The organism is Sinorhizobium americanum, from assembly GCF_001651855.1.
Classification (GTDB): domain Bacteria; phylum Pseudomonadota; class Alphaproteobacteria; order Rhizobiales; family Rhizobiaceae; genus Sinorhizobium; species Sinorhizobium americanum.
Genome location: NZ_LNQC01000077.1, coordinates 175,562 through 189,369, shown reverse-complemented (window position 1 = coordinate 189,369; position 13,808 = coordinate 175,562). Strand labels below are relative to the sequence as shown.

The 13,808-nt window shown below is 65.2% G+C and carries 13 protein-coding genes; 4 read left to right on the top strand and 9 right to left on the bottom strand.

Annotation, left to right across the window (positions count from 1 at the left end):
- Positions 1-307 precede the first annotated feature (307 nt).
- The 6 genes from ATC00_RS26690 to ATC00_RS26665 all read right to left on the bottom strand — a co-directional run bounded on the left by ATC00_RS26690 (position 308) and on the right by ATC00_RS26665 (position 6,642).
- Positions 308-1,315 (bottom strand): ABC transporter ATP-binding protein, encoded by a 1,008-nt coding sequence (locus ATC00_RS26690; protein ID WP_064255066.1) that lies wholly within the window; start codon positions 1,313-1,315, stop codon positions 308-310.
- 17 nt (positions 1,316-1,332) lie between these two features.
- Positions 1,333-2,397 (bottom strand): Gfo/Idh/MocA family protein, encoded by a 1,065-nt coding sequence (locus tag ATC00_RS26685; protein ID WP_064255065.1) that lies wholly within the window; start codon positions 2,395-2,397, stop codon positions 1,333-1,335.
- Complete coding sequence (locus ATC00_RS26680; RefSeq protein WP_064255118.1) at positions 2,394-3,233, bottom strand: carbohydrate ABC transporter permease; 840 nt, start codon at positions 3,231-3,233, stop codon at positions 2,394-2,396. The genes ATC00_RS26685 and ATC00_RS26680 overlap by 4 nt, the downstream gene beginning before the upstream one ends.
- 13 nt (positions 3,234-3,246) lie before the next feature.
- Positions 3,247-4,194 (bottom strand): carbohydrate ABC transporter permease, encoded by a 948-nt coding sequence (locus tag ATC00_RS26675; protein WP_064255064.1) that lies wholly within the window; start codon positions 4,192-4,194, stop codon positions 3,247-3,249.
- A gap of 234 nt (positions 4,195-4,428) precedes the next feature.
- Positions 4,429-5,688 carry an ABC transporter substrate-binding protein gene (locus tag ATC00_RS26670; protein ID WP_064255063.1) on the bottom strand — a complete coding sequence of 420 codons (1,260 nt, stop codon included), beginning with the start codon at positions 5,686-5,688 and terminating at the stop codon, positions 4,429-4,431.
- 57 nt (positions 5,689-5,745) lie between these two features.
- The gene (locus ATC00_RS26665) at positions 5,746-6,642 is read right to left on the bottom strand and encodes an N-acetylmuramic acid 6-phosphate etherase (RefSeq protein WP_064255062.1); all 897 of its coding nucleotides are present in this window, start codon (positions 6,640-6,642) and stop codon (positions 5,746-5,748) included.
- 198 nt (positions 6,643-6,840) lie between these two features.
- On the opposite strand from ATC00_RS26665, the gene ATC00_RS26660 reads away from it, so the two are divergent.
- The 4 genes from ATC00_RS26660 to nagA all read left to right on the top strand — a co-directional run bounded on the left by ATC00_RS26660 (position 6,841) and on the right by nagA (position 10,732).
- The gene (locus ATC00_RS26660) at positions 6,841-7,725 is read left to right on the top strand and encodes a glucosamine kinase nucleotide-binding domain-containing protein (RefSeq protein ID WP_064255061.1); all 885 of its coding nucleotides are present in this window, start codon (positions 6,841-6,843) and stop codon (positions 7,723-7,725) included.
- Complete coding sequence (locus tag ATC00_RS26655) at positions 7,722-8,486, top strand: GntR family transcriptional regulator (RefSeq protein ID WP_064255060.1); 765 nt, start codon at positions 7,722-7,724, stop codon at positions 8,484-8,486. Before ATC00_RS26660 ends, ATC00_RS26655 begins: the two co-directional genes overlap by 4 nt.
- A 69-nt stretch (positions 8,487-8,555) precedes the next feature.
- Entirely contained in the window at positions 8,556-9,578 is a 1,023-nt protein-coding gene (locus ATC00_RS26650) for an SIS domain-containing protein (RefSeq protein ID WP_037390674.1), read from the top strand.
- Complete coding sequence (nagA, locus tag ATC00_RS26645) at positions 9,575-10,732, top strand: N-acetylglucosamine-6-phosphate deacetylase (RefSeq protein WP_064255059.1); 1,158 nt, start codon at positions 9,575-9,577, stop codon at positions 10,730-10,732. Before ATC00_RS26650 ends, nagA begins: the two co-directional genes overlap by 4 nt.
- 43 nt (positions 10,733-10,775) lie before the next feature.
- Here nagA and ATC00_RS26640 read toward each other — a convergent pair whose 3' ends face one another.
- Genes ATC00_RS26640 through ATC00_RS26630 form a run of 3 tightly spaced genes read right to left on the bottom strand, consistent with a single transcriptional unit; the run spans position 10,776 to position 13,779 of the window.
- Positions 10,776-11,513, bottom strand: coding sequence for a copper homeostasis protein CutC (locus ATC00_RS26640; RefSeq protein WP_064255058.1), 738 nt, complete (start codon positions 11,511-11,513; stop codon positions 10,776-10,778).
- Complete coding sequence (locus ATC00_RS26635; protein WP_064255057.1) at positions 11,510-12,421, bottom strand: ROK family protein; 912 nt, start codon at positions 12,419-12,421, stop codon at positions 11,510-11,512. Before ATC00_RS26635 ends, ATC00_RS26640 begins: the two co-directional genes overlap by 4 nt.
- Positions 12,418-13,779 (bottom strand): amidase, encoded by a 1,362-nt coding sequence (locus tag ATC00_RS26630; protein WP_064255056.1) that lies wholly within the window; start codon positions 13,777-13,779, stop codon positions 12,418-12,420. The genes ATC00_RS26635 and ATC00_RS26630 overlap by 4 nt, the downstream gene beginning before the upstream one ends.
- Between the last annotated feature and the right edge of the window lie 29 nt (positions 13,780-13,808).

Below are 13,808 nucleotides of genomic sequence, written 5' to 3'. Positions count from 1 at the left end.
GTTAATTTTTGCCGGGGCGCAACAGGGTATTGCCGCCGCACGATGAATGCAAAAATCCAACAGGCGCGGGGAGTTCGGTGGTGCGGCCTTCGGCTGTTCACGCAGGTGTGATCGCTGCTGGACGACAGTATATAGGAGCAGTCTCGCCCCTCATCCCGCTGCTGCGACCTTCTCCCCGCACGCGGGGAGAAGGACTTTGCCGCTTCTGTCGGCGGCTCATATGGTCGTAGGCGCCAGCCCCGCGGGCGGTAGGTATCCCCTCTCCCCGCAAGCGGGGAGGCTAGGGTGAGGGACATTTTATCCTGAATTACTGCCCGGAATTGATCACCCGGCCATCGGCGTCGAAGCGATGCAGGCCGCCGATCACCGGGGTGGCGTGGACGACGTCGTCGGCCGCATAGCGGTGCTCGCCGAACAGCCGCACCGTCAGCGGCCCGACATCATCGGACTCCAGATAGACGATGGTGTCGGCGCCGAGATGTTCGACATGGATGACCTTCGCCTTCCACTTGCCACCGTCGCGCGACAGGCCGATATGTTCGGGGCGGATACCGACCGTCTTGGCACTGTCGCCGAACTTTTCGCCGTCGATGAAGTTCATCTGCGGCGAGCCGATGAAGCCGGCGACGAAGAGATTGGCGGGACGGTTGTAGAGTTCCATCGGCGAGCCGACCTGTTCGATACGGCCTCCGTTCAGGACGACGATCTTGTCGGCGAGCGTCATCGCCTCGACCTGGTCGTGGGTGACATAGATCATCGTCGCCTTGAGGCTGCGATGCAGCCGGGCGATTTCGAGGCGGGTATTGACGCGCAGCGCCGCATCGAGGTTCGACAGCGGCTCGTCGAAGAGGAACAGTTTCGGCTCGCGCACGATGGCGCGGCCGATCGCCACGCGTTGCCGTTGGCCGCCGGAAAGCTCGGCCGGGCGGCGGGCGAGATAGGGGTCGAGCGACAGCATGCCGGCCGCCTTACGGACCTTGTCGTCGATCTCGGGCTTCGGCACGCCGGCCTGCTTTAAGCCCAGGCTTATATTGTCCTTCACCGTCAGGTGCGGGTAAAGCGCATAGGACTGGAAGACCATGGCGATGCCGCGTTTCGCCGGTGCGACGTGCCCGACTTCGACCCCGTCGATCTGCACGCTGCCGGACGTCGCGTCCTCGAGGCCGGCAATGGTCCGGAGCAGGGTCGATTTTCCGCAGCCCGAGGGTCCGACGAAGATGACGAATTCGCCGTCCTTCACCTCGAGGTCGATGCCCTTCAGCACCTCATGGCCGCCATAGGACTTGCGGATGGATTGGAGTTGCAGTGATCCCACGTGTCGCCCCTCTTGGGTTAGAGCTTGACCGGCCGGCCGGTACGAACGCTTTCGTCCGCCGCCAGGCAGATCTTCAGCGACTGCACCGCATCGTCCATGTGCCGGTCGAGATTGATGTCTTCGCGAATGGCCTTGAGCACGAAGGCCTGTTCGCGGTCGCAAAGGTCCTGGTGGCCCGGTTCACCTTCCATCTGAAGGTCCTCGTCGGGTATCAGGAAACGGCCGTCCGGACCGGTCGCCGCGCTGTGCAGGCGGATGACGGCGGTCTTGGTATGCACGTCGATGTCATCGGACTTGGCAGCCTGGTCCATGACGATCGACACCGACCCGTTCGGCGAGATCACGTCCTTCACGAAGAAGGCGGTCTCGGAGATCATCGGCCCCCAGGCGGCCTCGTACCAGCCGACCGAGCCGTCCTTGAAGATCACCTGCAGGTGGCCGTAGTTGTACATGTCGGCGGCGATCTCGTCGGAGAGCCTCAGGCCCATGCCGCGCACCTCGACCGGTTTCGCGTCGGTGATCTGGCACATGACGTCGACATAATGGACGCCGCAGTCGACAATCGGCGCGGTCGTCTGCATCAGCGACTTGTGCGTCGCCCAGGTATCTCCGCTCGACTGCTGGTTCAGGTTCATGCGGAAGACATAGGGAGGCCCGAGCTTGCGCGCCTCAGCGATCAGCCGCATCCAGGAGGGATGGTGGCGCAGGATATAGCCGACGATGAGTTTGCGGCCATTGGCCCGGGCGCAGGCGACGACCCGCTCGGCATCGGCGACCGTGGTCGCCAGCGGCTTCTCCACGAAGACGTGGCAACCGGCCTCCATCGCGGTGACCGCATAGGCCGCGTGGCTGTCCGAATAGGTGTTGATCGAGCAGAGCTCCGGCCGGAGCTCGAGGAGAGCTTCCCGGAAGGAGGGCAGGACCTCGTAGCCAGCGAGCGCCTTCGGCAGTTCGACCTTCGAGCGGTTGACGAGGCCGGCGATCTCGAAGCCGGGGTTCTGGTGATAGGCGAGCGCATGGCTGCGCCCCATATTGCCGAGCCCGGCCACGAGGACGTGGATCGGATTTGCGGAAGAACTCATTTCACCGCTCCTGCCGTGATGCCGCGGATCAGCTGCCGCGAAAAGATGACGTAGAGGACGAGCACCGGGAAGATCGCCAGCGACAGCGCCGACAGGACCGCGTTCCAATTGGTGACGAACTGGCCGATGAAGATCTGCGAGCCGAGTGTCACGGTCTTGGTCGTCTCCGCCGGCGCCAGGATCAAGGGGAACCACAGGTCGTTCCAGATCGGGATCATGGTGAAGACCGCGACCGTCGCCATTGCTGGCCTTATAAGCGGCAGCACCAAGCGGAAGAAGATCGCATATTCGGAGAGCCCGTCGATGCGTCCGGCATTTTTCAGGTCGTCCGAGACGGTTCGCATGAATTCCGACAGGATGAAGACCGCGAGCGGCAGGCCCTGCGCCGTATAGACGAGGATCAGCGCCGTCAGCGTGTTGACGAGGTTGGTCGCCACCATGCCCTGCAGGATCGCCACCGTGCCGAGGCGGATCGGGATCATGATGCCGAGCGCCAGATAGAGCCCCATCAGCGTATTGCCGCGGAAGCGGTATTCGGAGAGCGCGAAGGCGGCCATGGCACCGAACAGCAGCACCAGCGCGATCGAAACGACGGTGACGACGACGCTGTTCTGGAAATAGCCGATGAAATCGCCCTGCTTCAGCACCGTCTCGTAGCCGATCAGGCTGAACGTCTCGGGAGTCGGGATCGCCAACGGCTCGCGGAAGATCGCATTGCGGCTCTTGAAAGAGTTGGCGATCGTCAGGAACACCGGGAATAGCGCCACCAGCGTATAGGCGATCAGCGCGACATGGACGGCGCCGGTGCGGGCGAAGGAGGTTCGTGCTTTCGACATGCTCATGTCCTCCTCAGAACTGATAGCGGCGCATGCGGCGCTGGATGACGAAGAGGTAGAGCGACACGCCGGCCAAGATGATCAGGAACATGATCGCCGCGATCGTCGCGCCCATCGAACGGTCGCCGAGCTGGAGCTGGAAGCCGAAGAAGGTGCGGTAGAGCAGCGTGCCGAGGATGTCCGTCGAGCCGTCCGGGCCTGCAAGCGCGCCCTGAACCGTGTAGATCAGGTCGAAGGCGTTGAAGTTGCCGACGAAAGTCAGGATCGAGACGATGCCGATCGCTGGCAGGACCAAGGGCAGCTTGATCTTCCAGAACTGGCTCCAGCCGGTGACGCCGTCGAGCTCCGCCGCCTCGATCACCTCATCGGGGATGTTGAGGAGAGCCGCATAGATCAGCATCATCGGGATGCCGACATATTGCCAGACAGAGATCAGCGAGACCGCGATCAGCGCGGAATCGGGCCGGCCGAGCCACGGCGCGAACAGCCACTTCAGCCAGACGAGATCCATGAGGTAGGGCGCCACACCCCAGATCGGCGAGAGGATCAGCTTCCAGATGAAGCCGACGATCACGAAGGACAAGAGCGTCGGCAGGAAGATCGCCGTGCGGTAGAAGGCGCTGAAGCGCAGCTTCGGGATCGACAGCATGGCGGCGAGCGCAATGCCGATCGGGTTCTGCACCGCCATGTGGATGAGGAAGAAGACGAAGTTGTTGCGGAGCGCATTCCAGAAATCCGCGGCCCAGCGCGGGTCGCCGAACAGCACCTTGAAATTGCCGAGGCCGACGAATGCATATTGGCCGTCGACGGTATTGTAGAAGGATTGCCGCAGCGTCTCGATCAGCGGCAAGATCATCACCGCCGTGTAGACGATGAGCGCCGGCAGCAGAAAGACGAGGATGTGCCAGCGCCGCGGGCGCTTGAGCTCGCCGACTTCCAATGTGGTTTCGCGTGGTTTCATCGGCCTCTGGCCCGTTCCCAATGGCTGGCTCTAGGAGCACAGCCCCATTTCGAAATGCCGCGTTCCATGCCGCCACGTGCTTCATCACAAGCTCTCGTGATCTCCGGCAAAGCCGGCGGTCGGTCATGTCCCGGCCTGGCGCCGGTCTCAACAAAACTGCGGCGTCGTTTGCCCGCGTTCGCGCGGGGCATAGGAAAGCGCGCGGCCGGCCGGGCCGCGCGCTCCTTTTCGGTCTTACTTGGCCGGCTTGTACCAGCTGTCGAGGCCTTCCTGCAGCTTCTTGGCGGCGTCTTCCGGCGTGCTGGTGCCGTTGATGACGTTGGCCGATTCCACCCAGGTCTCGTTTTCGAGGTTCGGCGTGCCGCGCGACAGGATCTGGTAGGTCGAACGGATCGTCGACTTGCACTTCTCACGCCAGGAGACGAATTCCTGGGCGAGCGGGTCGGTCATCTTCACGGCGGTCGAGTTCAGGCTGAAGAAGCCGGGCAGCGCGTTGGCATAGATATCCGCGAATTCCGGCGAGGCGACCCAGGTCAGGAACGTCTTGGCGGCTTCCGCGTTCGGGCTCTTGGGGTTGAGGCCGATGCCGATGTCGGTATGGTCGGAGATGTAGCAGGTGTCGCCGGCCTTCTTCACCGGCGGCGGGAAGGCGCCCATCTTGAACTGCGCCTGCGTGTTGAAGCCGGAGATTTCCCACGAGCCGGCCGGATAGATCGCGGCGCGGCCGAGCGTGAAGAGGTTCTGGCTGTCCGGATAGGTCTGTGCCTCGAAGCCGTCGCCGAGATAGTCCTTCCACTTGGCGAGCACGCGATACGGCTCGACCCAGGCATCGTCGGTCAGCTTCTGTTCGCCCTTGATCAGCGCGAGACGGCCTTCCTCGCCCTTCCAGTAGTTCGGGCCGATATTCTGGTAGCCCATGGTCGCGGCCTCCCAGAGATCCTTGGTGCCCATTGCCATCGGGATGTAGTTGCCGTCGGCCTTGATCTTATCGAGCACGGCAAAAAATTCTTCTTCGGTCGTCGGCACGGACAGCTTGAGCTGGTCGAAGGCATCCTTGTTGTAGATGAAGCCGTGGATGACCGAGGCCATCGGCACGCAGAAGGTCACCTTGCCGTCATCGGTGGTCCAGGCGGACTTGGCGACGTCGGAGAAATTCTCCATGCCGGCTAGGCCCGTCAGGTCGGCGAGGTGCTTCTTGTTGTAGAGCTCCAGCGAGGGGTCGAACGGCCGGCAGGTGATGAGGTCGCCGGCCGATCCAGCATCGAGCTTGGCGTTGAGCGCCGCGTTGTATTCGGTCGGGGCCGAGGGCGAGAAGACCACCTTGATGCCCGGGTTCTTGGCCTCGAAGGCGGGGATCAGTTTTTCCTGCCAGATCGTCAGATCGTCGTTGCGCCAGCTCTCGATCGTCAGCGTCTTGTCCTGGGCTTGCACAAGCCCGGCCGAGCCGAGAATGCTCGATGCGAGCAGCAAGCCTTTGATTGTCGTACGGGTCATTCAGGTTCTCCCTCTTATAGGCGCCGCTACGGCGCGGTTTGGATCCCAGTTTATCGTTCAGGCCGTGACGATGGCGATCGCCCGGCGCAAATTCTGATCGGCATTGGCAAGCGCTGCTTCGGCCGCCGGCAGGTCCTCAGCGCCAAAAGCGAGCAGGATCGCCAGCTTGACCGATCCGGAGGCGGCGCCGATCAGTCTTTCGGCTTCACCGGCAGAAACGCCGGTGATATCGGAGACGATCCGGATGGCGCGGGCGTTGAGCTTGATATTGTCGGCCCTGAGATTGACCATGTGGCCGTCGAGCACGTGGCCGAGATGGATGCCGACCAGCGTCGAAAACATGTTGAAGGCGATCTTCTGCGCCGTGCCGGCGCCCATGCGCGTCGAGCCGGAAATGACCTCCGGCGGTGTCCTGAGCAGGATAGAGACATCGGCGCGCTCGAACAGCGGCGCGTCGGGGTTGTTGGCCATCGCAATGACCTTGGCACCGCGCTTCCTGGCTTCTTCCGCAGCGGCGAGCGCATAGGGTGTCCAGCCGCTGGCGGAAACCGAGATGAGGCAGTCACCGACTGCAATCCCCGCCTCGCGGACGTCGGTGCGGGCAAGCTCCGTGTCGTCCTCGTAGCCACCGGCAAGATCGCCGAGGCTTGCGGCGCCGCCGGCCAGAAGAATAATGATCTGCTGCTGTGAAATGCCATAGGTGCCCGGCAGCTCGAGTGCGTCCGCCATCGCCATCAGGCCGGAGCTGCCGGCGCCCGCATAGGCAAGCCGGCCACCCGCGGAAAGAATGCTCGCTGCTAGCGCCGCCGCGCATGCGATCGGTTCGATCGCCGCATCGACGGCCTTTGCCGCCGCCTGCTGACCAGCGGCGAGCACGCGAAGCGCAAGCGCCGGATCCATCAGGTCCAGGCCCTTGGCTTTATCGTGGCGCTCTTCGGTCTTCACTGCCGGCATCGCGTCGTTCTCCTCTTTCTCAAATTAATGCCAAAAAAATACCAATTGTCTAGGAGAAATTTAACGTCTGCCGAAATAAAACGCGTCGCTTCAAAATTATCAAATAAAAATCAATCAGATGATGCAAATGACATTGGCTTGGCGGAATCGCACTTGGTTAATGGTATTTTTTTGGTATGTTAGTCGGCGGAGGTGCCAATGACATCCTATCTGATCGGAATTGATGGCGGCGGAACGAGCTGTCGGGCGGCTGTCGCCGGTCCGGACGGCCATATCCTCGGCCGCGGCAAATCCGGTGCCGCCAATATTCTGAGCGATCCTGAAACGGCGCTGCAGAACATTGCCGATGCCGCCCGCGCGGCTTTCGAGGATGCGAGTCTCGATCCGGCCGGCATGGCCTCGGCGCGTGCGATTGTCGGCGTCGCGGGGCACAATGTCGGCGATGCCGTCCATTATGTGAAGCGGCGCTTGCCCTTCGCCGCGGCCGATATCGAATCGGATGGCTTGATCGCGCTTCAGGGTGCGCTTGGCGACAGGGACGGGGCCGTCGCCATTCTCGGAACCGGTACGATCTATATCGCTCGCCAGGGTGAAGCGGTCAGCTATATCGGCGGCTGGGGTTTTGCGATTGGCGATCACGGCAGCGGCGCCCGCATCGGCCACGCGCTGCTGCAGGAGAGCCTGCTTGCCTATGACCGGATTCACGAAGCCTCGCCGGTGACCGATTCCGTCCTCTCCGAATTCAACGACGATCCGCGCGACGTCGTCGATTTTGCGCGGCTGGCGAAGCCAGGCGAATTCGGTCGCTACGCGCCCCGCGTCTTCGACCATGCCGGGCGCGGCGATCCCGTGGCGACGCGCCTGTTGAAGGCGGCCGCCGCGACCGTGGACGAGGCGCTTGACGTGGTCGTCTCCAGGGGCAGCCGGACGATCTGCCTGCTCGGCGGATTGGCGCCGCTTTACCGACCCTGGCTGGCCGAACGGCATCAGCCGCTCTTCGTCGAGGCGGAAGCCGACGCGCTGACCGGAGCTGTTGCCCTTGCCGCCGCCCGCTTTGGAACTGGCCCGGAGGCGGTTCTATGAACCAGCAGCTTGCCGCCATCCTGCCGCTCGAAAGCCTCCAATCGGGCGGTGCCGGCCCGCTTTACCTCAAGCTCCGGCAATCGCTGGAAGAGGCGATCCTGTCGGGCAAGCTCAATCATGGCGATGCGCTGCCCGCCGAGCGGGACCTCGCGGACTACGCCAATGTCAGCCGCGTGACCGTCCGCAAGGCCGTCGACGACCTGGTGCGCGACGGGCTGCTCGTGCGTCGCCACGGCTCCGGCACCTTCGTCGTCCGGCCGGTCTCGCGCGTCGAGCAGTCGCTGTCGCGGCTCACCTCCTTTACCGAGGACATGGCCCGGCGCGGTCTCAACACCCGCGCCGAATGGCTGGAGCGGGGGCTTTTCCACCCGTCGCCCGACGAGATGATGACGCTCGGCCTTCCCGCCGATGCGCTGGTCGCGCGCCTCGGGCGGCTGCGCCTTGCCGACGACATGCCGCTTGCCATCGAGCGCGCCTGCGTTTCGGCCGAGTTCGTCCCCGATCCGCTCGCCGTGACCTCGTCGCTCTATTCCGCGCTTGAAAAATCGCATGCCCGACCGGTGCGGGCGGTGCAGCGGATTTCGGCCTGCAACATCAAGAACCCCGATGCGACGATGCTCGGAGTCGCCGTCGGGGCGGCCGGTCTGTCGATCGAGCGCGTCTCCTATCTCGCTTCGGGGCGCGTCGTCGAATTCACCCGCTCGCTCTATCGGGGCGACACCTATGACTTTGTCGCGGAGCTGACGATCCCGGAAAGCTGAGCCGACGTATCAGGCGCAGTGTAGGCGGCTCGCTTACCGCTCCGAACCTATTCAGGAAAGGACCTGACGATGCAGACCAATATGCGGCGAGAAATCGACGAGATTCCTGAGGCCGCCGCACGATTGCTCGACCGCTCGGCCGCCGCCGTCGCCGCTGCCGGCACCGCGCTTCGCGCCAAGGATCCGGCCTTTCTGGTGACGATCGCCCGAGGCTCCTCCGATCACGCGGCCCTGTTCTTGAAATATGCGATCGAGCTCACGGCCGGGCGTCCCGTCGCGTCGCTCGGACCCTCGCTGGCCTCGATCTACGGTGCTGAACTGAAGCTCGGCGGTGCGGCGGCGATCGCCATCTCGCAGTCCGGCAAGAGTCCGGACATCGTGGCGATGGCCGAGGCCGCAACGCGGGCCGGCGCCGTCTCGATCGCCCTGACGAACACGCTGCCTTCGCCGATCGCCGATGCCTGCAGCCACCCGCTCGATATTCTCGCCGGTCCTGAACTCGCCGTAGCGGCGACCAAATCCTATGTTAACTCAATTGTCGCCGGCCTCGCCGTCCTCGGCGAATGGACCGGTGATACGAGCCTGAAGCGCGCCGTCGCCGACCTGCCGAACCAGTTCGCCAAGGCGGTGAAGCTCGATTGGCAGAATTTCGCCGCCGATCTCGGCGAGGCCGAATCGCTCTATGTGCTCGGCCGCGGCCCGGCGCTGGCGATCGCCAGCGAAGCGGCGCTGAAGTTCAAGGAGACGTCAGGCATGCACGCCGAGGCCTATTCCGCGGCGGAGGTGCTGCACGGACCGGTGGCGCTCGTCGGCGCCCGCTTCCCGGTTCTGGTGCTCGCCGCCCGTGACGCCGCCGAGGGCTCGGTCGCCGAGATTGCCGACGGCATGAGTGCCAAGGGAGCGGTGGTGCATGTCACCTCTGCCAGGGCCCAAAAGGCAAAGCGCCTGCCCTTCGTCGCGACCGGCCACCCGCTCACCGACGCACTGGCGCTGATCCTGCCATTCTACGGCTTCGTCGAAGCCTGGTCGCGCTCGCGCGGCTTGAACCCGGATGCACCGGCGAGCCTGAAGAAGGTAACGGAGACACGATGACTGGCAAAAGGAAGATCACCGGAGCGCGGATTTTCGACGGTATCGATTGGCACGACGGATGCGCGCTCCTCATCGAGGCGGGGCATGTCAAGGGCATCGTCGCGAGCGGCGCTTCCGGCGATGCCGAGACGATCGACGCGCGCGGCCTGCTGCTGGTGCCGGGCTTCATCGACCTGCAGGTGAACGGCGGAGGCGGCGCGCTGCTCAACGAAGAGCCGACCCTCGACGGCATCAGGCAGATTTGCGCCGCGCATGCGAAATTCGGCACGACGGCGCTGCTGCCGACGCTGATCACCGACACGCGCGAGATCCGCACTAAGTCAATCGAGGCCGGCGTCGCGGCCAGGGCCGCGGCTGTGCCCGGCTTCCTCGGCCTGCACCTGGAAGGCCCGCATCTTTCGGTCGCCCGCAAGGGCGCGCACGATCCGGCGCTGATACGCCCGATGGAGGACGCCGATCTGACGGAGATGCTTGCCTGCGTCAACGCGCTCGGCTCATTGATGGTCACCGTCGCTCCGGAGAACACCACGAAGGAGCAGGTTCGCGCCCTTGCCGACGCTGGCATCGTCGTCAGCCTCGGCCATACGGATGTCGGCTTCGAGACGGCCTGCGCCTATGCGAAGGCGGGCGCCCGAACCGTCACGCATCTCTTCAACGCCATGAGCGGCCTCGGCCACCGTGAGCCCGGCGTCGTCGGCGCCGCGCTTGCGACCGGCACGCTGCACGCCGGGATAATCGCCGACGGCTTCCACGTCGACCCGGCATCGATGGGCATTGCGCTGCGCGGCAAACGGGGACCAGCACAGATCTTCCTGGTAACCGACGCCATGTCGCCGATCGGCACCGACATGACGAGCTTCTTCCTGAACGGCCGCGAGATCCTGCGCAAGGACGGGCGCCTGACGCTTGCCGACGGCACCCTTGCCGGCGCCGATATCGACATGCTCTCCTCCGTCCGCTTCGTGCACGAAAAGCTCGGCCTGCCGATGGAGGAAGCGATCCGCATGGCGTCTGCCTACCCCGCCGACGTCATGGGCATCGCCTCGCACAAGGGCCGTCTCCTGCCCGGTACCGACGCCGACTTCGTGCTGCTGACGCCGGAGCTCGGCATGAAGTCGACCTGGATCGGTGGTGAGCGGGTCTTTGCGGCTTAGGACTCGGCTGGCGGGATGCGGTGGAGCGGCGGTGTCCACTCGACTAAACCCCTGCCGGGATGGCGTCCAGCCGCGCCTTGATCGCCCTGACGGTCGCCGCATCCGTGCGGCGGGCCACCGCCGGCGCAAAGCCCATTTCGACCATTCGCGCATCGGTAGCCGGCTCACGAACCGAGCAAGAGGAATGAACCTCGATGACGCACAATCTCGGCATGAGCTGATCGATCGTCTCCACCGTGACGCCGGAGCCGGGCATGATCGACAGCCGTCCGGCAGCCAGGTCCACCAGTTCCTCCAGCCTGTCGACCGCTGCCGGCGCGGTCCTGGCGCCACCCGAGGTCAGGATGCGCTCGAAGCCGAGTGCGGCGGCAACCGAAATAGCCTCGGCGAAATCCGGCACCAGATCGAAGGCCCGGTGCAGCGTCAGCCCGAGGCCGGAGGCATGGCGGGTGAGTTCGGCGAGTGTTTGCGCGTCGAGCCGGCCGTTGGCCTGTGATGCCCCAAGCACCACGCCGGCGAGGCCCGCGGCGCGCGCCGCATCGATGTCGTGGCGCATGATGTCGAGTTCGGCGGCATTGAAGACGAAATCGCCGGGACGGGGCCGGACCATCGCGTAGACCGGCACCGGCGTGTGGGCTGCGAGCGCCATCAGCCCGGCGCTCGGGGTCAACCCGCCGACGGCAAGCGCCGAGCAGAGTTCGATGCGGTCGGCGCCGCCCTCGACCGCGGCTGCCAGGCCTTTGGCATCGTCGACGCAAACCTCGAGCAGGATGCCGCTCATCGGGCTTGCCCTCCGAAGCCGAGCAGTGCGGCGCCGATCAGGCCGGGCTCCACCCGGCATTCGCCGCGCACGACGAGCGGTCTTTCGAAGCGGCGGAGGATGCGCTGACGCACCGCCCGGTCGATCTCGGCCAACAGCGCTTCGGAATTGGAGAGGCCGCCGCCGACGGGCACGATCGTCGCGCCGGTGATGTTGACGACGAGCGCCAGCGGCGAGCTGACGAGGTCGATGAAGATGTCGACCGTGCGCGCCGCCTCGGCCTCTCCGCTCTGCCAGATCTCAATGATTTCGGCACTGGAAAGCGTCCTGCCATGGATCGTCTCGTGCAGGCGCTCAAGCCCGCGCGCGCCGCCGATGGTGTCGACGCAGCCGCGCTGGCCGCAACCGCAGTCGAAGGTGGGGATAGCGATGGGCGGGTGCCCGGCAAGGGTCGCGGCGACCGGCCCGTGTCCCCATTCTCCGGCAAAGCCGCCATCGGCATTGATCAGCCTGCCATCCACCACGAGGCCGCCGCCGACGCCGGTACCGAGGATCGCGCCGAAGACGATGCGATGGCCACGGCCGGCGCCGATTCCCGCTTCCGCCAGCGCGAAGCAGTCGGCGTCATTGGCGATCACCACCGGCAGATGCAGCGCCGCTTCGAGCTCGGCCGTCAGTTCGCGGCCGTCGATGCAGGGGATGTTGGCGCATTTGATTCGCCGCGTTTCCGGATCGATAACGCCGGTGATCGAGATCGCGACCCGATCGGGAAGGCCGCCCGCCTCGTCGAGCACCGATTCCATCGTTTCGACGAAGCGGCGGAAGTCATTGAGCGGCGTCGTCCGCCGCGGCAGCGGGAAGATACGCTCCGGCGAATGGGTAATCGCGCCCTTGATCGCCGACCCGCCGATATCGAAGCAGACGATCATGCCTCGCCCCGGATCAGCGCCTCGAGTGCCAGCCCGGCGGAAAGCAATCGGTCGTCCTGATGATGCGGGGCGGAGACGAGGAAGCCGGCCGGCATGCCGGCGGCGCCGGTGCCGCAAGGAATCGAGACGCCGCAGAAGTCGAGGAAATTGCCGATCGACGTATTGCGCAGCGTCTTCGCGTTCACCTTGAAGAACAGATCGTCATCGGCAAGCAGCGGGTCGATCGGCGGTGCCACATGCGGCAGCGTCGGATGGACAATCAGTTCGCCGGGCTTCAGGCTCTCGAGGGTCTCATGGATCAGACGGTCGCGGGCGTCGAGAAGAGCGATATAGTCGCTGACGGCGACCTTCTCGCCGAGGCGCGTACGGACGACCACCCGCGGGTCCATCCGGGCGGCGTCCGGTCCGCCAAGCCGCTCGCGGTGCAGGGCATAGGCCTCCGCGTTTATCAGGCCGCCGTGCCGGGCGGTCAGCTCGAAGATCTCGGCGAAGCTCGGGAAGGCCTGGCGCCGCACCCGGACGCCAGCCACCTCGAGCCGCTTGATCGCCGCCTCGAAGGCAGCGACCACCTCGGCCTCCGCCTCGTCGAAGACGATCGTCTCGGGGATGACGAGCGAAAGATCGGCGAGCTCCGCGCGGCGGATCACCGGCGCCGTCAGGCCATGCATGGCCGCATCCGCCCAGACGGCGTCCTGCACGCTGTGGCAGAGGGGGCCCAGCGAATCGAGGCTCTGGGCGAGCGGGAAGACGCCTTTCATCGCATAGCGCCCGCGCGTCGCCTTGTAGCCGACAATGCCGGTCATTGCCGCCGGAATGCGCACCGACCCGCCGGTGTCGGTGCCGATCGCCAGCGGCACGAGCCCGGCGGCGATCGCTGCGGCCGAACCGGAGGAGGAGCCGCCGGGAATCCGATGCACGTCGTTCGACGCTGGATTGCGCGGCGTGCCGTAATGCGGATTGATGCCGAGGCCGGAAAAGGCGAACTCGCTCATATTGGTGCGGCCGACGCTCACCATGCCGGCGCTGCCGACCGCCGCGACGACCGCCGCATCTGAAGAGGCCGGTGCATTGTCCTTGAGGACGACGGAGCCTGCGGCCGTGACGCTGCCGGCGACGTCGAAGAGATCCTTCCAGGCGACCGGCAGGCCGTCCATGAGGCCGCGGGAACGGCCGGCGTTGATGCGTTCGGAGGCCGCTTTCGCCTCCCGCGCCGCGCGGCCTCGCGTCAGCCCGACGAAGATCGATTGGTCCGCATGGCCCTCGATCCGCGTCAACGTATCCTCTGTGAGCGCGACCGGATCCAATTGTCCCGACTGTACGAGAACGGCAAGGCTGGCGAGCGTCTTGTGGTGGGTCATGGCTTCCCCCTGGTCTATTCCTGGCCCGC

Bases quoted from the DNA above. Each gene is read 5' to 3' on its own strand.
- ATC00_RS26685 (WP_064255065.1), bottom strand. From the start codon at position 2,397: ATGAGTTCTTCCGCAAATCCGATCCACGTCCTCGTGGCCGGGCTCGGC.
- ATC00_RS26680 (WP_064255118.1), bottom strand. From the start codon at position 3,233: ATGTCGAAAGCACGAACCTCCTTCGCCCGCACCGGCGCCGTCCATGTC.
- ATC00_RS26675 (WP_064255064.1), bottom strand. From the start codon at position 4,194: ATGAAACCACGCGAAACCACATTGGAAGTCGGCGAGCTCAAGCGCCCG.
- ATC00_RS26670 (WP_064255063.1), bottom strand. From the start codon at position 5,688: ATGACCCGTACGACAATCAAAGGCTTGCTGCTCGCATCGAGCATTCTC.
- ATC00_RS26665 (WP_064255062.1), bottom strand. From the start codon at position 6,642: ATGCCGGCAGTGAAGACCGAAGAGCGCCACGATAAAGCCAAGGGCCTG.
- ATC00_RS26660 (WP_064255061.1), top strand. From the start codon at position 6,841: ATGACATCCTATCTGATCGGAATTGATGGCGGCGGAACGAGCTGTCGG.
- ATC00_RS26655 (WP_064255060.1), top strand. From the start codon at position 7,722: ATGAACCAGCAGCTTGCCGCCATCCTGCCGCTCGAAAGCCTCCAATCG.
- ATC00_RS26650 (WP_037390674.1), top strand. From the start codon at position 8,556: ATGCAGACCAATATGCGGCGAGAAATCGACGAGATTCCTGAGGCCGCC.
- nagA (WP_064255059.1), top strand. From the start codon at position 9,575: ATGACTGGCAAAAGGAAGATCACCGGAGCGCGGATTTTCGACGGTATC.
- ATC00_RS26640 (WP_064255058.1), bottom strand. From the start codon at position 11,513: ATGAGCGGCATCCTGCTCGAGGTTTGCGTCGACGATGCCAAAGGCCTG.
- ATC00_RS26635 (WP_064255057.1), bottom strand. From the start codon at position 12,421: ATGATCGTCTGCTTCGATATCGGCGGGTCGGCGATCAAGGGCGCGATT.
- ATC00_RS26630 (WP_064255056.1), bottom strand. From the start codon at position 13,779: ATGACCCACCACAAGACGCTCGCCAGCCTTGCCGTTCTCGTACAGTCG.